The organism is Paenibacillus sp. JT31N11 (genome assembly GCF_056269285.1).
Map to the genome: position 1 here is coordinate 947,837 of NZ_JBWDNQ010000001.1, position 20,043 is coordinate 967,879.

The following is a 20,043-nucleotide window of genomic DNA, read 5'->3' on the forward strand; positions in this document are numbered from 1 at the left end:
CGAAGACATAGCAGGATCAGATGTCCGGACTTAGATGCGATTGAAGGGGAGGAATGAATATGATTGCGAAAGCAGACGGAGTAAAGGAGCTGCAGGAAGTCGGCCGCTATCTGATGAATTATGAGCTGGCCTGGGGCAATGCCGGCAATATCAGCGTCAGAACCGCTCCCGACCGTTACCTGATCTCCGCCAGCGGAACGTACCTGGGCGAGCTTGCGGATGACGATCTGGTAGAGGTCGACCTGGGAGGCAAGCCCGTCGATCCCATGGGCAAAAAACCGTCCAAAGAAATGCCGATGCATGAGGCTGTCTACCAGACGAGGCCGGAGATCAATGCCGTCCTGCATGCATCGCCCTTCCACAGCACATTGATAGCATGCGCGGATGTTGATCCTCCCGGCGATCTGTTCGTCGAGACGATGTATTATTTGGAGCGAATCGCAAGGGTACCCTATTGCCATCCCGGTTCCAGAGAGCTGGGAGAGGCGGTGCTGGAGCAGGTATCCAAAGCGAATGTTCTGCTGCTGGAAAACCACGGCATTCTCGTATACGATACAAGTGTCAGGGAAGCGAGGATGTCGCTTCACACCCTGGAGATGGCTTGCCGTATGGTTATTACGGCCCGCAGTGCGGGAATTCCGCTAAAACCGCTCACTGCGGAAACGGTACAGGATTTTATTGCAAGCTCCGGTTACAAGCCGGTAAGGGAGTGGCCCTGATGATCGGTGTTGTGGCAGACGATATAACAGGTGCCGGCGACATCGGCATCATGTTCGCCAAGTCAGGTCTCCGGGCAGATGTTTACGCCTATGACGCAGCCGTGCTGCAGCCCGAAGCCGAGGCGGATGTGTACATTCTCGATACGGATTCCCGTTTCGATGGCTGTGATGCCGCTTATGCTAAAGTGAAGCTTGCCACAGCTCAGCTTCGGAAACTTGGCTGCACCGCCTTTTTCAATAAAACCTGCTCCGTGTTCCGCGGCAATATCGGCGCGGAATTCGATGCGATGCTCGATGAGCTGGAAGCGGATTTTGCGGTGGTCGTGCTGGGCTTCCCCAAGAATGGACGCACGACATTGGGGGGCATCCATTATGTCAACGGTATGAAGCTGGAAGAATCCCATTTTCGGCATGATCCCGTTCATCCCATGCTGGAATCGGATCTGGTCAGCATCCTGCAGAGTCAGACGAAGCGAAGGGTGAGCGTGATTGATTTTGAGGTAATCGGACTAGGAGCAGAAGCGCTTCGGGAAGAAATCGGCAGGCGCCGTGCTGCAGGAGGCTATGTTATTCTCGACGTTGCCGAACAACGCATGCTTGCCGTAATTGCGGAAGCCATCAGGGATGAACGCATTATTTGCGGCGCTTCCGCGATAGCGGAGGAACTTGCCTTGTTGATGAAAGAACGCGAGAGCGGCGGAGCGGATTTGCTGCCGGTTCCTTACCGGCCGGATCTTGGCATACTAATCGCTGCAGGCAGCCTGACACCGCAGACAGCGGCACAGGTTGAAGCCTACTTGAGCTCAGGAAGGCCGGCATTCCGCCTGGACCCGGTGCAGCTGCTTGAGGAAGGCGGACGCCAGGAAGAAACCGGACGCTTGTCGGATGCAATTGAGCGGACGATTCTTTCCGGAGAAGATGTCCTGCTGTATTCGGAGAATCGGCCGGGCAAGGTAGCACACGCCAAGCGGCTTGCCGCTGAATTCGGAATGTCCAATACGCAGGTATCCAGGCTTGTATCCGGGACGATAGCCGAAATCGCCGACCGGGTGCTGCGAGGCACGGGGCAGACCCGCATCCTTGCTGCCGGAGGCGATACATCAGCGGCCATATGCTCGCGCCTGGGTGTAGGCGGAATGCGGATTTACCGGGAAATCGAGCCGGGTCTCCCATCGAGCCTGTCATTGTCACGGAAACGCCCGCTCATGCTCGTGCTCAAATCCGGCAGCTTCGGCGGACCTGATTTTTTTGAAAAGGCAATTGAACATATGAAGAGCCGACAGGATCGGTTATAATGGGGTAAATTACCAGCCGGACAGGGATACTGTCTGTCACTAAACCGGTATGTCCGATTCAATCGCAAGGGGGAATGACAATGATCGTCGTCGAGAGGCGCAACCGAATCAAAGAGCTGCTCATAAAAGAAAGAAGCGTCAAGGTGGCCGATCTTGTGCGTGAATTCAATGTATCCGAGGAAACGATCCGGCGTGATTTGAATCAACTGGAGCAGGAAGGCCTCATCGTCAAAAATTACGGCGGCGCGATACTCTCGGACGATTTGCAGGTGGCCTTCAATCAAATTCCTCCGGTGCAGCAGCGGAAATTCGAGCTGTTCGAGGAGAAGGACGCGATTGGCGCCGCCGCTGCGTCGCTTGTTGAGGATGAGCAGATCGTTATTCTCGATTCCGGCTCCACAACATGGTGCGTTGCCCGCCACATGAAGCATCTGAAACAATTGACGATTGTGACCAATGGGGTGAATATTGCGGAGGAATGCGCTAATTCGGAAGAAGCGGATATTTTCCTGCTTGGCGGCAAACTCATTAAGAAATCGATGAGCCTTGTCGGTCCCCAGGCGGAAGCGGAAATGCAAAAATATAACGCCCATTATGTCTTCCTTGGCACATCCGGCATTTCACTCAAGAAGGGATTTACAAGCTCTGACCTGTATGAAGCGGAAATCAAGCGGGCCATGATTGAAACCGCCCAGAAAGTCGTAATTGTTGCCGATCACAGCAAATTCAACCGTCAGGCCCTTCTTTCCTTCAGCAGCTTCAGCCAAGTCGATATTCTCATAACCAGCGACCTCGTGGAACCGGCCATACTTAAAGCGATTGAATCCCATGGCGTCAAGGTTATCGCCGTTCCGGTTGGACAAGACCACTGAAGAAAATCCTTGATCCTGGCCGCATACCAGGGTTGCCTGCTGGAATAAGACCACTATGGAGCGAACGCTTAAGCCCAATGCTCCACGAATACGATTGGCGGAAGGCAGGGACAGCGCGGGTTGTCGGCTCGGCGATTACGAAATGATTGGAAATCCGAAAAGCAATATGGGTGGGGGCTTAGGAAGGGGTGGCGATTTTTTATTTCATGCAATTTGGGAACGTTCCCAAAAAAGATTAAGCCATTTTTGAAGGAGGGCTCGGCATGTTCCATTTCAATGAAGCAGGTCTGGTTGAAGTCAGCGAAGAGAGAGTGGCTATTGGAGATTTTGGTATACAGGTTAGGCTGGATTCCGACCCACAGCCGCAGGTGCTTGCGAAAACGGGAGTGACAAAGAGCGCAGGGAAAGACCAGCATGGTGCTTACCAGGAATTCCTCCACCTGTTTCAGAATGAGGAGCAAACAATCGGAGTGGAGCTTAAATTCCGCAGTTACGGGCGCTATGCGCTTTGCTGGGTAAACGGGGAGATCAGAAATGCGAATGCCTTCGGCAAACAGAGCTGTTTTGCCGCCGATTACGGGATCGTCATTCAGACAGGGCCGATCCGGCAGGTTGACGGGTTGATGGCCAATTATCAGCACAAGGATTGGTGGACAAGGCCCCACTTCGATACCCGCATGTCCACGCTTCCCGCCCGGACGCAATCTCTGCTCTGGCGTTCGTCACTCCCGGATTATATTCATATTCTCCCGGTTTGCGGACCGCTCATCCGAACAGAGCTGTGCGGCGGTGAGAGAGAAAGCCTGCTGTTTCGCCTTTCCTCTCATCAATCCGGCAGGACGAGATATGATACGCTGTGTTTTGTCATGGGGAGCGGAACTGACCCTTACCGGATCATCGAGGACCATGTCGAGGCCGCAGCCAAGCAATTGGATGGCCAGGTTCTGCCGCGGGAGCAAAAAAAATACCCCGAGATTCTCGATTATCTCGGGTGGTGCAGCTGGGACGCCTTTTACCATCAAGTGAATGAAGAAGGATTGTTGACCAAGGCGGAGGAGTTCCGCAGGTTCGGCCTGCCGGTCAATTGGGTGATGATTGACGATGGCTGGTCTTCCGTTCACGATGGCAAATTATCCGCTTTTGAAGCTGATCCCGTGAAATTCCCCCGGGGTCTGGGCGCTGCGGTAGATGACTTAAAGGATCGTTCCGGCGTCCGCTGGGTAGGCGTCTGGCACACGATTGCCGGCTATTGGGGAGGAATCCACCCTGCAGGCGAACTGGCCGGACAATATGCCGAATATTTGCGGGAGAATGTCCGGGGTGATCTTCTGCCGTCGCCGGACGGCGGACAAGGCTTTGGTTTCTGGCATGGCTGGCATTCTTTTCTGGAGCGTCAAGGCGTTGATTTCGTGAAAGTGGACAGCCAGAGCGCAGTTACGAATTTTTGGAGAGGCCAGCGTTCTATCGGCGAAGCGGCATCAGCTGCCCATACGGCGCTAGAGGCATCCGTTGCGCTGCATTTTGACCATACGATGATTAACTGCATGGGCATGGCGGCCGAGAATGTTTGGCACAGGCCCAAATCCGCCGTATCGCGGAACAGCGATGATTTTGTTCCTCAGGAGCGATACGGCTTCGCCGAGCATGCGCTGCAAAACGCTTATAATTCGTATTATCACGGGGCGTTCTATTGGGGCGACTGGGATATGTACTGGACGAAAAATCATGATGATATCCAGAATGCGGTTCTTCGTTCCATCAGCGGGGGTCCCGTGTATTTCAGCGATGCCCCGGGCAATACCGATCCTTCCAGACTGTGGCCGCTGATCTACCAGGATGGTAAAATCATTCGCTGCGACCGGACGCCCAGCCCGACGGAGGATTGTTTGTTTCTTGATCCGACCGTTCAACACGTGCCGCTCAAGCTGTGGAATACAGCGGGCGGGGCAGGGGTGATCGCAGCTTTTCATATCGGCAAATACGACAATCCGGTAGAAGGAACAGTCGGACCGCAGGATGTTCCGGGGCTTGAAGGTGACCGTTTTGCCCTGTACGAGCATTTCTCCCGCGAATGCTTGTTCCTGACGCGCGGCGAACGGCATTCATTCAAGCTGAAGGCAGAAGAGTATGCCCTTTATACGATTATTCCAGTCCTGTATGGCAGTGACGATGCTGGGAGCAGCGGAGGAATCGTTCCGATCGGGTTAGCCGGGAAGTATATATCGTCTCATGCCGTTACGGATGTATTCTCGGACGGGAAGTCAACGGGAATTGCGCTGCGGGAGGGCGGTGTCTTTGTTTTTGCCGCCGGGAAGCCTCCGGTGGAGGTTTACGTTCAAGGAAGCCCGCAGCCATTCGCGAAGGTCGGCGATTTCTTGTATGAAGTCATTGCCGGAGAGGCTACGGGGAAAGTCACGGTAGAAATTATGCATGGAAGATGAAGTGTGCCCATTGGCATTATTTGATAAGATGGAAAGTATCCCGGGATAAGATGCGCCGTGATGCGATTATAAAATAATGTTCTAAGGAGCCAAGAGATGACGGTTACTTTGATTCGGAACGTGCGTTTGGCAGGCAGTGATGAGCCGACGCCCGGAAATGTTCTTATTCGCGATGGGCAAATAACAGCTGTTGATAGAGATATGGTACCTGGCGGTTACAAAGCGGATGTGGAAATTGACGGTAATGGCCAGCTGCTTATCCCGGGAATGATTGATGTGCATATCCACGGAGCCGATGGCTTCGATATGATGGATGGTACAATCCGAAGCGTCGAGGCGGTGTCTGAGGCTTGCGCCAGAACGGGCTGCACCTCCTTCCTTGCTACCTCCGTATCCTCGTCTCTGGAGAGCCTCTTTGGCATGATCTCCAGTGTTTCCAGGGTCAAGGGACGCGAGAGCGGAGCGAGAATCGCAGGCATGCATATTGAAGGGCCCTTTCTGAACGTGAAGCGCAAAGGCATGCAAAATGAACAGTTTTTGCGCCATCCGGATCTGGATGAAATGAAGGCGATTCTGCAGAACGCGGGATCCTTAATACGTATGGTGACCCTGGCTCCAGAGCTTCCAGGAGGACTTGAAATGGTCGCTTTTCTCAAAGCTCGCGGCATTATCGTATCTGTGGCGCATTCGGACGCAACCTATGAGGAGGCGAAACAGGCGTTTCAAAGCGGAGCCAGCCATGTGACGCATTGCTTCAACGGCATGCGCCCGATTCATCACCGGGATCCCGGAATGATCGTCGCGGCTTTTGAAGAAAATCATGTCAGCGTCCAGGCCATAGTCGATGATGTGCATCTTCATCCGGCTATTGTACGCATGCTTTACCGTGAGAAGGGGGCGGATAAGATGGTTCTGATTACCGATGCCCTGCAGGCGATGGGAATGGGAGACGGAACTTACTTGTTCGGCGGCCATAAGGTGACAGTCACGCAGGGCGTCGCCAAGCTGGAGGACGGGACGCTTGCATCCAGTACAGTGACGATGAATATGGCTTTGGCCAAAACCGTGCGTGCCGGGATTCCTTTGAACGACGCTGTTCTCATGGCGACAGAGACGCCGGCGAACGTGCTTGGCTTGTCCCGGAAAGGGAGGATTGCGCCAGGCATGGATGCGGACCTCGTCCTGCTGAATGAACAATTCGAGGTCCTGTGGACCATTATTGACGGAAAAATCGTATATCGCCGTTCAAAGGGCGGCGATACGGCTCTGAAGGAGACCGGCAGCAGCGAAGTGCCGGAATAACGGAAACAGGGGAACAGCCGCTACGGAAGGCGGCTGTTTTCTTTTTCACGGCAGGCCTGTGAATAACCGGTTCCCATGCTCCGCCTGCTAATCACCGGAATTCTCAAGCGGCAGGCTGACTTCGCCGGCCGGCTTTTGGATCGCAGGACATGTCTGATGCTATAATAATTCTGTCAATATCCGGTTCTGCAACGAGCCAAGAGAGAATGAGGTGAAAGAGGATGGGCATTCAACTGGAAACATCTGTTTGCGGGCTGTTTCAAATCCGTTATCCGATTTTTCTGGCAGGCATGGCAGGGGGACCGTCAACTGTGAAATTAACGGCCGCCGTATCTGCCGCGGGGGGACTGGGAACGCTTGGAGCCGCTTATATGGAGCCTGCTGCAATCCGCAAGGCGGTTCAGGAAATTCGTGAGCTGACGGATTTGCCGTTTGCTGTCAATTTGTTTGCCATTGAGGCCCGTGATGATAATACGAGAATTGGAGAAGCCCAGCAGCAGCTCAATTTGCTGCGGGACAAGCTTGGCATTCCCCATGCAGAGAATGGGCCGGTGCTCACACCGAATCTGTTCCGGGAACAGCTGGCCGTGCTGCTGGAAGAGAAAGTGCCTGTCATCAGCACGGCGTTTGGCGTTCTGCCTCCGGAATACATGCGGCAGGCCAAATCGGCAGGTCTCCGGGTGATCACAATGGTGACGACTGTAGAGGAAGCTGCCCTGGCTGAACAGTCAGGCTGCGATGCCGTTGTTGCCCAAGGGAGCGAAGCGGGCGGGCATCGGGGGACATTTGACGTCTCGCAGCATCCTTCAGGAGCGAATATTGGAACATTTGCTCTGGTTCCGCAGATTGTGGACCGCGTAGGGGTTCCGGTCATTGCCGCCGGCGGCATCATGGACGGCCGGGGAGTGGCCGCCGCCCTTGCGCTTGGCGCGCAGGGCGTGCAGATGGGTACGCGGTTTCTGACGGCGGTTGAATCGGGAGCACATGCCTCCTACCAGCAGGCTCTGCTGGCAAGCACGGAGGAGAGCACCGTTATCACGAAGGTGTTCTCAGGGCGTCCGGCAAGGGGCATTCGCAATGACTTTATCGCTCAATGGGATGCGGGCGGGTTGGAGCCTCTTCCATTCCCAACGCAAAATACGGCGACGCGGGATATCAGAAATGCCGCTCAGCGTGGGAGCAATGCGCAGTATATGTCCCTGTGGGCCGGTCAGGGGACCAGAATGCTGACCTCGGGGCAGAAAGCGGCGGACATTGTGGCTGAGACGGTCCGCCAGGCTCTGGCGATATTGTCCTGATTCAAGACGGACAGCTTTCACAACTGGAGAGGCAAGCAGGCAGAGAGCGGATCAGCGCCTCGTCCGCATGCCTCTCATTCTTTTGATTTCGTCGAAAATCCGGCTCACGCCTTCCTCGATCTGCTCCTCCAGGACCCGAGTTATACTCAGCTTTAGCATTGGCCGTACCGCATAGTTGTCCAAGTAAGAGTCATCCAATGACTTCAGTATAATCTGCTGCTTGCCAAGCCGGTTCAGCAGAGTTGGAATCTGCAGCTCATCCGGCAGGAGAACATGAGTATGAACGCCAGTTTGAACCGGGACAGGGCGGATATCGTCCATATCATTGTAAAGGGCAAGCGCGCGGTTCAGCTGCAGCATCCGGTTGTGGTAGGTAGCGACGATCCGTTGCTTGCGCCGCTCGAACATGCCGCTTTGGATATAGATTTCCAGAGCGGCCTGCGAGAGCATCGCGCTGTCGATATCGGACAGCTGCTTATACGAGCTGAATATGTGATGAAGCGAGGGAGGAAGGACAGCCACGCCAACCCTGAGCCCGGGAAACAGTATTTTCGAATAGCTTTTCAAATAGATGACATGGGACGGGCCATAAGCATAGATAGGATCGGATTTGCTGTTTGTCTCCAGATCCGCCAAATAATCGTCTTCGACAATATAGACATCATAGCGTTTGGCCAGTCCGGCAATCGCTTTTTTGGTATCCTCCGTATATGAGGTGCCCAGCGGATTATGAAACCGGGGAATCGTATAAAACAACTTGATGCTGCCGGTTTGGAACAATTGCTCCAGTTCATTCAGATCTATGCCCTTCTCCGTTCTGGTAATCCCCCGGGCTGGGATGCCGTAGCAATTCAGCAGCCGGACGAACAAATGGTAGCTGGGCTGCTCAAGCAGCACGGTATCCCGGCCGCTCGGGAAGGGCATCGTGGTCAGAATGGCCAGCGCCTGCTGAACGCCCGATGTAACCATGAGATGCTCCAGCCGGGTAAAGACCTGATAGTCCGCCAGATGCCGGATCAGCACATGAAGCAGCGAAGGGAGGCCTTGAGCGGTTCCGTAGGTGAACAAATCGGTCCGGTATCTGTCGATTGCCTTGTTGAGGCAATGCTGAAAATCCAGATAGGGGAACAGCTCGGGATCGGGCGCCGCCGAGGAGAAATCGATGACTGGCTGCCCCGGCGCCTGCTCCTGTCCGGTTTTCTTCTGAACCGCATAATAGCCGCTCTGCGGTATGGAATACACGATATGGCGTTTCTCAAGCTCCGTATAGGCCCGAATCACCGTACTTTTGCTGCAGGAATAATGTTCGGAAAGCTCGCGGATCGAGGGGATTTTCCCGCCTCCGCGAATTGCTCCTTCTTCAATCCGCCGCTCGATGTCGTTCATGATTTGAATATATTTTTTCATAGGAACTCCTTCCTGGGCGTTAGCTGTACCGGTACAGCTTGACCTTGTTTGGATTGATGAGCCGTATGAGGCAGCCTTATGCTTGAAAGAAATCATAAGCCGGCCGGCCTTGGTGAGACGCAATCAGACAATCGGGAAGGAAGAGATTATAACATGCACGGAACAAAAACGCCCTATCTGCTCGCATTCTTATACGCGTTCATCATCGGATTTTCCTTCTTGTGTACAAAATTGGCTTTGCAATTCGCGAACCCCATCGACACGCTTGCTTTCCGTTTTACACTTTCCTTCCTTGCGCTTGGAATCCCTGTTCTGGCAGGATGGATCAAGCTGGATCCGCGCTTGCGCATGGTTTGGCGGCTGCTGCCGATCGGGCTGGTTTATCCGAGCCTGTTTTTCGGATTCCAGGCGTTCGGACTTGCCGTAACCTCCTCTTCCGAGGCAGGGATTTTCCAAGCTGCGACACCGGCATTTACGCTGACGCTGGCAGTGCTGTTTCTTAAAGAGAGAGCTTCGTGGATGCAAAAGCTGTCCGTTCTGTCCTCGGTCGGGGCGGTGTCATCTACATTCTGGTAATGGGGGGAGCATCCGTCGGGAATACAAGCGCCTTCGGAATCGCCATGCTGCTGGTTTCTTCCGTGATGCTGGCTTTATACAGCGTGCTTGAAAGAGCCTTGAGAGACGGTTTCACCGCGGTTCAGATCAGCTTTGTCATGATGCTGGCCGGATGCGCCGGCTTCGACGCGATCGCCTTGACCAGGCATGCACTGAACGGTAACTTGAGGGTTCTGCCGGAGCCCTTGACCCATCCGGTGTTTGTAATTGCCATTTTGTATATCGGCTTGTTATCTTCACTTGTCTCGTCGTTACTGTCCAATTATGTGCTGTCCAGAATGGAGGCATACAGAATGAGCCTGTTCGTCAATTTGGGCAATCTGATCTCCATGCTGGCCGTGGTGCTGTTCCTTGATGAGCATCTGGCGTATTATCACCTGATTGGTGCCGTACTGATCGTTGGCGGCGTCCTGGGAGTTCATTACCGGAAACGAAAAAAAGTGGATTACACGACGGAAGTCAAAGCAGGATGATAATAGCGGCAGCAGGAGGCTTTGATTGAGGAAGCTTGTCTGCCCTGCTCCGATACTATAATGTCTGCTTCGGGAAGCTGAAGAAGCTTCTGCAGGCTTGCTTTTTTACCAAACCTTCAAGAAAGCCCGCTGTAAACTGAATGGGGCCTTCTTTACAGAGCGTCAGCAGGCGATAAGTGTTTCCCTCCCCTGGCTGCTATTTCAATTCCGCAGCATTTCGTATTATACTGGTATTGTTTCTAATACCGGAAGGGGAGAACTATCATTAACACATTAAAGAAGCCCAACGAATTTTATTCCCGTGATGTCATCAGCCTCCTGGAGACAATAAATGTGCAGACAGGCGAGCGTACGGTCCTGGCTCAGTTTGATTATCTCATCGAAGCCCCCAACTGGACACGCGACAACAAGCGGCTTATTTACAACAGTTTTGGACGCATACATTCTTACGACATCGCCTCTGGCGAAAGCACGGAGATCGAATCGGGCTACGCCTCGCACTGCAATAATGATCATGTGCTTTCTCCCGATGATTCCCAAATCGCGGTCAGCCACCATACGCGCGAGGATGGTCAATCCCGCATTTACGTGTTCCCGCTTGCGGGCGGCGCTCCGGAGCTGATTACTCCAATGGCACCGAGTTACCTGCACGGCTGGTCGCCGGATGGCGAAACATTGGCCTATTGCGCGGAACGCAACGGTCAATACGACATCTTCACCATTCCGCGGATTGGCGGCGTTGAGACGCAGCTGACGGATCTTCCCGGACTTGATGACGGACCGGAATATTCACCGGACGGCCAGCATATCTGGTTCAACTCGGTACGTTCCGGACTTATGCAGGTATGGCGCATGAAAGCCGATGGCAGCGAGCAGACGCAAATGACCTTCGATGAAAGCAACAACTGGTTCCCGCATGTATCGCCCGATGGCAAATCGGTTGCTTTTATAGCCTACCGCAAGGGCGACGTCGCTCCAGGCGATCACCCCGCGAACAAGGACGTCGAGATCCGGCTGATGTCAAGCGATGGCGGCGAATTCAGCACGCTGGTCAGCCTGTTCGGTGGACAAGGCACGCTCAATGTCAACTCCTGGTCGCCCGACAGCAAGCAACTTGCATTTGTAAGCTACCGGCTGAAGGACTAAAGATGTAAACAGCAATAAACAACAAAGAGGCTTCCGTTTATCGGAGGCCTTTTTATTGTGTTCGATATCAGGGATGCATCGTGCCGCGCATTGGACTGCCCCACAGGAGTGCCAAGACGGCATCGGAGGCGGTGTACGTCAACGCGTTCTTCTCTGTGCTTGTGATGATTCGCTATCTATTCTTAAGGTATACTAAAGTGAACTGCGGGCTATTGCCGCAAAACAACCCAGAAAGATTGAAGGTGTGAATCCATTGAAAGTAACAGACAAGAAGGAGCAGCTCGCCACATTCGCAGGCGGCTGCTTCTGGTGCATGGTGAAGCCGTTTGACGAGCTGCCGGGCATTGTCTCGATTATTTCCGGCTATACGGGCGGTCATACCGTGAATCCGACCTACGAAGAAGTATGCACCGAAACGACAGGACATGCCGAAGCGGTGCAAATTACGTTTCAGCCGGATATTTTCCCCTACGAACGGCTGTTGGAGCTGTTCTGGCAGCAAATCGATCCTACTGACAAGGGCGGACAATTTCATGACCGCGGTTATTCATACCGGACGGCGATATTTGTCCATGATGAGGAGCAGCGGGAGAAGGCGGAAGCCACCAAGCGGGCGCTGAAGGCAAGCGGCCGGTTCAAAGGTCCCATCGTGACGGAAATTGTGGCCGCAGGACCGTTTTACCCGGCTGAGGAGTACAATCAGGATTATTATAAATACCATCATGTGGATTATAATATGTACCGGAAATATTCGGGCCGGGATGATTTTGCCCTGCATAACTGGAATACCGCGAAGGATAAGAAGCAGCTGCGCAAGCAGCTGACTGCGCTGCAATACGATGTCACCCAGAACGGGGCAGCCGAGCCCGCCTACCGGAATGAATATTGGGACAATGACCGGGAAGGGCTGTATGTGGATATTATTAACGGCGACCCGCTGTTCAGCTCACTGGATAAATTCGATTCTGCGACCGGATATCCCAGCTTCTCCAAGCCAATTGAAGAAGGCTTTATCCGCAGGGAGGGGGATTTAAGCAGCGGGCAGGTCCGAACGGCAGTACGAAGCCGCTTGTCCAATTCCCATTTGGGCCACCTGTTCAACGACGGCCCGGGGCCCACGAGATTGCATTACCGCCTGAATTCCGCTTCTCTGCGTTTCGTTCCCAAAGAGATGCTGGAGCAGGAAGGGTATGGCCGTTATGTAACGTTATTTACTACGAACGAGTCCTGATATCTGCGAGAAATAACCCTGGTATATCTGTGTTGAAATATAACTCATAAGAAATATAACTCATAAGAAATATAACTTTACGGAAATATAACTGTATAGTAATATATAGACATGAAACCGGATAATCTGTTTGAAATATTGGCCGAACCGAACCGGAGAACGATTCTCGACTACCTGCGGGTCAAGGAGCGCTCGGTCGGAGAGCTGGTTGCTTTGTCATCCCTTAGTCAACCCGGCGTATCCAAGCATTTGCGGATTTTGCGGGACGCCGGTCTCGTGTCCGTACGCAAAGACGCGCGGAAGCATCTGTACATCCTGAGCGCGCAGCCCCTTGCGGAAATCGACAATTGGCTGGAGCCGTACCGGCAGTTTTGGTCCAATAAACTGGACGACCTGGTAAGGCAATTGGACGAGGAGGAGTTGTAAATGTTAGCTGTCATACAGCAAACCGAATATGGCTACACAGCCCGATATGAGCGCCGGCTCAAGCATTCCGCACAGAAGGTATGGTCTTATTTAACGGAGAATGAGAAGCTGGCCAAATGGTTTTCCGAGCTGAGTGTTGAAGATTTGCGGGAGGGCGGGATCATTAAATTCGACATGCAGGACGGCACGTTCGAGGAAATGAGCATTCTTGAACTGAAAATGCATTCCGTGCTGGAGTATACCTGGGGAGAGGACCAAGTCCGCTTCGAGCTGTATCCCGAAGCGGATGGCTGCCGGCTTGTCATGATTGAGAAGATTAACAAGCTGACCGATCATACGCCAAGGGATCTTGCCGGCTGGCATGTCTGTCTGGATGTGATCGAAGCACTTCTGGAAGGCCGCACTGTAGAGAACAGACACGACTACTGGAAGACATGGTATGAGAAATATGCTGCTGCCATCGGGAACCTGACCCATCAGTGAGTCGCCGTGGCATAGCAGCGAAAACAAGGGAAGCTGCCAGCATTGCGGGAGCCTCCCTTGTTTTTGTGAAGACGGTTCCGCATGTGCAGCCCGTTTTTCACCAGACTTTTGATCCATTCATTCTGCTTGGCGGGTATGAAGCTGATCGATGAACTGCCGCATGCTTTCGCTTCTGGAGATGACCAGACGTTTCAGGGACAACGGGTTCTGATTCGATGTCGTCAGGCCGTTATCGAACGAAAAGGCATAGGAGTATCCCGCTTTTTGCAGCAGCTCCATCGTTGTTTTGCTGCGGTGCCCGTAAGGGTATGCAAAAGAGTTCGCCGTGCTCCCGAGCTTTTCTTCGATGGTCGCCCGGGAGCCCGAGATCTCATCGAACTGCCGCTGCGGTGACAGCAGAGGCAACTGCGGGTGAGTACGGGAATGGGGCATGATGTCCCAACCCGCCAGCTGAAGATCCCCGGCCTGCTGCCAGCTCATGAAATCATGGCCGCCGAGCCAATCGGTTATGACGAATGCCACAGCCGTGAAGCCGTATTTCTGCAAAATCGGAAAGGCGGTCTGGTAAGCATTGGCATATCCGTCGTCAAATGTGATCAGCACAAGGTTCGCCTTCACGGCTTTCTTCTGTTCCATTAGCACAGAGAACTGGGCCAGATTGATGGTTTGGTAATGGTGATCATGCAGATATTTCATTTCCTCCTGAAATTTCGCAGGCGTGGTGACATAGGCATTATGGGGATGATCCGCAATGGAATGATAAGTCAGGACCGGAATGGTAAATTCATCGGACAGCGGACCGGATGCAAAGGCATGGCCCCCGGTGAACCAGAACATATCCTTGACCGTAAACAGGGTAAAGGAAAACAAAAAGACGGCAGCAGTAAGCGTTAGTCTTCCCATGGTGATTCTCACCGTCGCATTCCTCCGATTATGCTCATATAGGATCACTATAACATGAAAAAATTTGGTTTGAAATTCTTCTTGTCTCTGTGTTATTATAAAAAACATCAAATATTTCAGGCGTTGAAGAGAAAAAAGTACGAAGGCGCTTATGTCCAGAGAGCAGAGGGAAAGCTGAAACCTTTGCCATAATCCTTGGTATGATGTCCTCTCAGAGCTTTTGACCGAAAACCGGGACCCTGTTGGTTCAGGCGTGTAGACTCGAACGGAATGGCACACGATATCGTGCTGAAGGCAAGGATTCCTTGCTTCATGAGGCTGAAGAATCGCAAGATCTTCGGCAAATCAGGGTGGTACCGCGAAAATCAACCCCTTTCGTCCCTTTAATCCGGCAGCAGGTCTGCCAGGGTGGGATGAGAGGGGTTTTTATATATTCAGGCAGGCGATGAAGAGAAAAAAGTACGAAGGCGCTTATGTCCAGAGAGCAGAGGGAAAGCTGAGACCTTTGCCATAATCCTTGGTATGATGTCCTCTTGGAGCTTTTTGACCGAAAACGGAAGGCCCAGCACAATAGGACCGGTGAGTAGGCTCGAACGGAATGGCACACGTTACTGTGCTGCAGGCAAGAGATCCTTGCCTCATGAGGCTGAAGAATCGCAAGATCTTCGGCAAATCAGGGTGGTACCGCGAAAATCAACCCCTTTCGTCCCTTCAAACCGGCAGCAGATCTGCCTGGCTTGGGATGAGAGGGGTTTTTATATTCGGAGGAGGAGATCACTATGGGAAATTCGTTAGCGACGACAATGTCCGCGAGTCACACGGAGCAGCAAACAGAGAACCCGATAACCGGATCGGAGGCTCTCTTGCGCGGCCTGCTGAGCGAAGGTGTGGAATGCGTATTCGGCTATCCGGGCGGCAATGTCCTTTATATCTATGACGCGATGGTCGGCAATCCGGACTTTAAGCATCTGCTGACCCGCCATGAGCAGGGGGCGATCCATGCTGCGGACGGATATGCCCGGTCAACCGGGAAGATAGGGGTGTGTATCGCTACATCGGGTCCGGGAGCGACAAATCTGGTGACAGGAATCGCCACCGCCTATATGGATTCGGTTCCTCTCGTTATCCTTACAGGCAATGTTCCCACGACCGTGATGGGTACGGATGCTTTTCAGGAAGCGGATATCGTAAGCATCACGATGCCGATTACCAAGCACAGTTACCTGGTCCGGGACGCCAACGACCTGCCGCGCATCATCCATGAAGCCTTTTATCTGGCGGGCACCGGAAGAAAGGGACCGGTGCTGATCGATATTCCGAAGGACGTGTCAAATCAGAAAATAACCGCACAGCCGGTTGAGCGCATCAATCTGCGCGGTTACCATCCAGAACCAGCCCTGAATCCGGCGGAAATCCATTCCATTATTCAGGCTATCGCCGAATCCGAGAAGCCGGTCATTATCGCGGGCGGCGGGGTTATTTATTCCGATGCATCCAGGGAACTGCTCGAATTTGCGGAGAAAACGCGGATTCCGGTAGCCGCCACGCTGCTCGGACTGGGCGGATTTCCAAGCTCCCACGAGCTGTGTATGGGCATGCCGGGCATGCATGGCACCTATACGGCGAATATGGCGATCCAGCAGGCCGACCTGATTATCTCTATCGGTTCACGGTTCGACGACCGGATCACGATGAAGATAGACGGCTTCGCTCCTCATGCCAAAAAAATTGCCCATATCGATATCGATCCCGCCGAAATCGGCAAGAACGTCCGAACGGAGCTTTCATGTGTCGGCGACATTAAAGCTGTTTTGACTTATGCCATACCGGAAGCCAAGCCCGCCCGGTCAGACAGCTGGATCAGGGAAATCCTGCATAACAAAGCGGCTTATCCGCTGCGCTACGACGATTCCGGATCGGAATTGAAGCCGCAATTTGTCATTGAAATGATCAGCGGCACAACGGACGGCGAAGCCATCATTACGACGGATGTCGGGCAGCACCAGATGTGGACCGCACAGTTCTACAAATTCAAGCAGCCGCGTTCACTGCTCACTTCAGGGGGACTCGGCACCATGGGATTCGGTTTTCCGTCTGCAATGGGCGCGCAGATCGGCAATCCGGACAGACTGGTCATTTCCATTAACGGCGACGGCGGAATGCAGATGTGCGCGCAGGAGATGGCCGTTTGTGCAATCCACCAGATCCCTGTGAAAATCGTGGTTATCAACAACCAGGTACTCGGGATGGTCAAGCAGTGGCAGGAACTGATTCACGAACAGCGCTTCAGCCACATCGAGCTTGCGGGAAGTCCGGACTTTGTCAAGCTGGCAGAAGCCTATGGAATCAAGGGGCTGAGGGCAGAGACCAAGGCTGATGCCGCCCGCGTCTGGCAGGAGGCGCTGGATACGCCCGGTCCGGTACTTGTCGAATTTGTGGTTCCGAAGGAAGAGAAGGTTTATCCCATGGTTTTCAGCGGAACGGCGTTAGATCAAATGGTAATGGGGGAATTCCAATGAATCAACAGCACACAATTTCCATACTGGTTCATGACCAGCCGGGTGTACTGCAGCGCGTTTGCGGGTTGTTCGGCCGACGAGGCTTCAACATCGACAGCATCACTGTCGGGAGCAGCGAAGAGAGCGGCTTATCGCGGATGATTATCAGGACAACAGGCGACGAAAGAACGGTCGAGCAGGTGGAAAAACAGCTGAACAAGCTGATTGACGTGATTCGCGTCGTTCCTCTGAGTGCAAGTCCTATGGTTGCCAGGGAGCTTGCCTTGATCCAGATCAAGGCGGAACCGCCGCTGCGTCCGGAGATTATGGGTGTTGTCTCGGCTTTCCGGGCATCTGTCGTGGATATTGGACATCACAGCATGATCATTCAGGCTGTAGGCGAAACCGACAAAATCAATGCAATCCTGAAGCTCCTCGAGCCCTATGGAATTATGGAAATATCGCGTACCGGCACGACCGCCATGACGCGCGAAATCCCGGTTGAGACGCAGCTAAGCCGGAGCAGCCAAGCGGCAGACGCAGTCTGATGTCCGCAATCTATCGGAGGAACATAAATCCTATCCCTTGCAAGGGTAGGATTTATTTTTTTGCCGGGCTGCAAGAGTATAAAATGTTCGCTATCCCCGCACCTGCAAGGTGGTATAATAGCCGTATTGGCTGCTTTATGGCCGCCGCTATGCTGATTATTGATTATGATAGACGAAAGGTAAGTTGACCACCAATGGGCATGGGTTTCAAATCATACATCAACAACCTCAGACTTCAATTAGGACCCCGTGCATGGCATAATTTCTGTTACGATGCCGGCGCTTCCGTTCTGTTCAGCTTCTTTAATGTAGTATTTAACCAATTTTATGTGCCTATGGCGATTCAAGAAGGCGCAAGCAATATTCAGGTCGGGCTTCTGTCAGCCTCGCCCGCGATCGGTCTGCTGTTCTCGCCGATATGGGCAGGATGGATTGAACGGTCCAATCCCAAGCCTTTTATGGTCATTCCCAATTTAATCGGAAGAGCACTGATCGTACTGCCTGCTTTTTTTGGGGTTCCGGTCGTGTACGTGGCGGTAGCGCTGCTGTTTCAGCTGATGATGGGCATACAGTCCCCCGCTTACGCTTCGCTGATTGTCCGGATGTATCCTCCCCGGCATCGAGGGAAGCTGATGGGCAATGTCCGGGTAGCGATGGGGGTTCTCATGATTCCGCTTGCTTTCGTGGTCGGGAGCTGGACAGATGCGTCCGGGCCGCGCGGGCCTTTGTTATTTGCAGCCGCAGCCGGAGTAGTCTCCATTCTGGTATTCACCCGCGTCCGGGCCAAGAAAACGGCGCCTGTCAAGGCGTTGTCCGTCAAACGCTCCTCGCTCAGGGATCAGCTGCAGCTGATCAGGCATAACCGCGAGCTTGCCATGTTCTTTCTGGCCTGCACCTTCACAGGGTTTGGCAATATACTGGCCATGCCGCTCTATCAGATCATTCAAGTCAAGCAGCTTGAACTGACCAATACGGAAATCGGACTTGCCCGCGTAACCTATTTCAGCTGCCTGCTCATTACTTACTTCGTGGTCGGCGTCGTTATTGACCGGTTATCGGCGAAGCATACGGTGGCGTTCGGGTTTGCCGCTTTTTCAATGGTGCCGCTGTTATATGGCCTGTTCGGGAATTATCCGGCCGTTCTTGTCGGCAGCGGAATTCAAGGTGTGGGGGATGCAATCTGGGATATCGGCTTTCTGGCCTATGTCTTCCGGCTGGCACCGGGCAGGGAAGCCGTTGTGTTCGGCCTTCACTTGATGCTGTTTGGCATACGGGGCACCATCGGTCCTCTTCTGAGCACCTATCTGTCCGATTCTCTGCCTGTGGCCGACCTGCTCTATGGCGCCTCTGTATTTGGCTGGATGGGATTTCTCTCTTTTGCCATCTATGCCTGGAAAACGAAAAAACAGCCCGCGACTGCTCAGTAGTCGCGGGCTGTTGGTTTTATCCTGCCGCACACAAGCGCGGATCAAGCTTGAAAAGAAGAACGTTCTATATAGTCGATAAAACGTTTGGACGCGGGGGATTGATAACGGTCTTTCCTCCAGTATAAGCCAACCTCCCAAATCCACCCCTCCTCCTCGATAGGCAGCCATGCCATGCCCTTAACCGCAAGCCCTTCAGACCGCGGCAGAACGGATACTCCAAGACCTGCGGCGACAAACCCGGCTACGGTGGTCAAATCTTCCGCGTCATAGGTCGCAGTCAGAGTGAATCCCATATGCTGAAACCGGGTTAATAAGGAGCTTTTAAGTCCACAGTTTTTATCGAGCCCGACGAAAGGCTCACCGGTCAGTTCAGTCAGACTGAGTGAAGCGCGTTCGGCGAACCGGTGGGAGTTGGAAACAACCGCATAGAGAGGGAGACTCTTAATGAGCCGCCATTCATAAATATCAGTGGCTGGACGCTCGGACGTGATCATCAAATCGGAATAACCGTTGTCCAGCTGATTGTATATTAATTCGTAGTTGCCCTGCGTCAACTCAAACCGAACCTGCGGGTGTTTAAGTTGGTAGTCCCGGACAAGCTTGGGCAGCAGATCTGCTCCGAGAATGTTCAAATAAGCAATCCCGATCACACCTGTCTCCGGGTTGGACCACTCGTCGATTTCCTGCTTCCCCTTTGTTATTTCCTGTATCGCCCGCTCCACCCGTTTGGCGAACATGCTCCCGTACCGGTTGACCTGAACATTCCGGCCTTTCCGCTCAAACAAGGGAACGCCCAATTCCGTTTCGAGCTTGGATATGGCATGGCTGAGCGCAGGCTGAGTAATGGACAATGCTTCTGATGCCTTGGTCATATGCTGAAGTCTGGCCACGGTCAGAAAATAGTCCAGCTGGGTGAGTTCCATCTTGTCACCTCATTCATTATTATTATTCATGCGTTT

General features: G+C 53.3%; 18 protein-coding genes. 15 read left to right on the top strand and 3 right to left on the bottom strand.

Features of this window, described 5'->3' with window-relative positions:
* Nucleotides 1–59 precede the first annotated feature (59 nt).
* The 6 genes from AC0YNV_RS04165 (at nucleotide 60) to AC0YNV_RS04190 (ending at nucleotide 7,927) form a co-directional block, all read left to right on the top strand.
* Entirely contained in the window at nucleotides 60–719 is a 660-nt protein-coding gene (locus AC0YNV_RS04165) for a class II aldolase/adducin family protein (protein WP_475766072.1), read from the top strand.
* Nucleotides 719–2,014 (top strand): four-carbon acid sugar kinase family protein, encoded by a 1,296-nt coding sequence (locus AC0YNV_RS04170; protein ID WP_475766074.1) that lies wholly within the window; start codon nucleotides 719–721, stop codon nucleotides 2,012–2,014. Before AC0YNV_RS04165 ends, AC0YNV_RS04170 begins: the two co-directional genes overlap by 1 nt.
* 80 nt (nucleotides 2,015–2,094) lie before the next feature.
* A complete protein-coding gene (locus AC0YNV_RS04175; protein WP_210043946.1) occupies nucleotides 2,095–2,886 on the top strand; it encodes a DeoR/GlpR family DNA-binding transcription regulator in 792 nt (263 codons plus the stop codon).
* Between the two features lie 263 nt (nucleotides 2,887–3,149).
* Nucleotides 3,150–5,327, top strand: a complete 2,178-nt coding sequence (locus AC0YNV_RS04180; RefSeq protein WP_475766077.1) for a Sip1-related alpha-galactosidase — start codon at nucleotides 3,150–3,152, stop codon at nucleotides 5,325–5,327.
* 96 nt (nucleotides 5,328–5,423) lie between these two features.
* Nucleotides 5,424–6,629, top strand: coding sequence for an N-acetylglucosamine-6-phosphate deacetylase (gene nagA, locus AC0YNV_RS04185; RefSeq protein WP_475766080.1), 1,206 nt, complete (start codon nucleotides 5,424–5,426; stop codon nucleotides 6,627–6,629).
* A 221-nt stretch (nucleotides 6,630–6,850) separates the two neighbouring features.
* Nucleotides 6,851–7,927 carry an NAD(P)H-dependent flavin oxidoreductase gene (locus AC0YNV_RS04190; protein ID WP_475766082.1) on the top strand — a complete coding sequence of 359 codons (1,077 nt, stop codon included), beginning with the start codon at nucleotides 6,851–6,853 and terminating at the stop codon, nucleotides 7,925–7,927.
* Nucleotides 7,928–7,978: 51 nt separating this feature from the next.
* Here the strand turns inward: AC0YNV_RS04190 and AC0YNV_RS04195 are convergent, their stop codons facing one another.
* Nucleotides 7,979–9,334 (bottom strand): aminotransferase-like domain-containing protein, encoded by a 1,356-nt coding sequence (locus AC0YNV_RS04195; protein WP_475766084.1) that lies wholly within the window; start codon nucleotides 9,332–9,334, stop codon nucleotides 7,979–7,981.
* Between the two features lie 78 nt (nucleotides 9,335–9,412).
* Here AC0YNV_RS04195 and AC0YNV_RS04200 point away from each other — a divergent pair, with 78 nt between their 5' ends.
* The 6 genes from AC0YNV_RS04200 (at nucleotide 9,413) to AC0YNV_RS04225 (ending at nucleotide 13,708) form a co-directional block, all read left to right on the top strand.
* Nucleotides 9,413–9,910 carry a DMT family transporter gene (locus AC0YNV_RS04200; protein ID WP_475766087.1) on the top strand — a complete coding sequence of 166 codons (498 nt, stop codon included), beginning with the start codon at nucleotides 9,413–9,415 and terminating at the stop codon, nucleotides 9,908–9,910.
* Entirely contained in the window at nucleotides 9,850–10,422 is a 573-nt protein-coding gene (locus tag AC0YNV_RS04205) for an EamA family transporter (protein WP_475766089.1), read from the top strand. Before AC0YNV_RS04200 ends, AC0YNV_RS04205 begins: the two co-directional genes overlap by 61 nt.
* Before the next feature lie 333 nt (nucleotides 10,423–10,755).
* Nucleotides 10,756–11,568, top strand: a complete 813-nt coding sequence (locus AC0YNV_RS04210) for a TolB family protein (RefSeq protein WP_475766091.1) — start codon at nucleotides 10,756–10,758, stop codon at nucleotides 11,566–11,568.
* 253 nt (nucleotides 11,569–11,821) lie between these two features.
* Nucleotides 11,822–12,799, top strand: coding sequence for a peptide-methionine (S)-S-oxide reductase MsrA (msrA, locus tag AC0YNV_RS04215; protein ID WP_475766093.1), 978 nt, complete (start codon nucleotides 11,822–11,824; stop codon nucleotides 12,797–12,799).
* A 111-nt stretch (nucleotides 12,800–12,910) separates the two neighbouring features.
* The gene (locus tag AC0YNV_RS04220; RefSeq protein ID WP_475766095.1) at nucleotides 12,911–13,225 is read left to right on the top strand and encodes an ArsR/SmtB family transcription factor; all 315 of its coding nucleotides are present in this window, start codon (nucleotides 12,911–12,913) and stop codon (nucleotides 13,223–13,225) included.
* Complete coding sequence (locus AC0YNV_RS04225; protein ID WP_475766097.1) at nucleotides 13,226–13,708, top strand: SRPBCC family protein; 483 nt, start codon at nucleotides 13,226–13,228, stop codon at nucleotides 13,706–13,708.
* A 117-nt stretch (nucleotides 13,709–13,825) separates the two neighbouring features.
* Here AC0YNV_RS04225 and AC0YNV_RS04230 read toward each other — a convergent pair whose 3' ends face one another.
* On the bottom strand, nucleotides 13,826–14,623 hold the full coding sequence (locus AC0YNV_RS04230) for a polysaccharide deacetylase family protein (protein WP_475766099.1): 798 nt from the start codon (nucleotides 14,621–14,623) through the stop codon (nucleotides 13,826–13,828).
* A gap of 791 nt (nucleotides 14,624–15,414) precedes the next feature.
* Between AC0YNV_RS04230 and ilvB the strand changes: the two genes are divergently transcribed.
* The 3 genes from ilvB (at nucleotide 15,415) to AC0YNV_RS04245 (ending at nucleotide 19,084) form a co-directional block, all read left to right on the top strand.
* Nucleotides 15,415–17,130, top strand: coding sequence for a biosynthetic-type acetolactate synthase large subunit (gene ilvB, locus AC0YNV_RS04235; RefSeq protein WP_475767292.1), 1,716 nt, complete (start codon nucleotides 15,415–15,417; stop codon nucleotides 17,128–17,130).
* Nucleotides 17,127–17,657, top strand: coding sequence for an acetolactate synthase small subunit (gene ilvN / locus AC0YNV_RS04240; RefSeq protein ID WP_475766101.1), 531 nt, complete (start codon nucleotides 17,127–17,129; stop codon nucleotides 17,655–17,657). The genes ilvB and ilvN overlap by 4 nt, the downstream gene beginning before the upstream one ends.
* Nucleotides 17,658–17,851: 194 nt before the next feature.
* A complete protein-coding gene (locus tag AC0YNV_RS04245) occupies nucleotides 17,852–19,084 on the top strand; it encodes an MFS transporter (RefSeq protein ID WP_475766103.1) in 1,233 nt (410 codons plus the stop codon).
* Between the two features lie 41 nt (nucleotides 19,085–19,125).
* On the opposite strand, the gene AC0YNV_RS04250 is transcribed toward AC0YNV_RS04245, so the two are convergent.
* A complete protein-coding gene (locus tag AC0YNV_RS04250; RefSeq protein WP_475766105.1) occupies nucleotides 19,126–20,007 on the bottom strand; it encodes a LysR family transcriptional regulator in 882 nt (293 codons plus the stop codon).
* Between the last annotated feature and the right edge of the window lie 36 nt (nucleotides 20,008–20,043).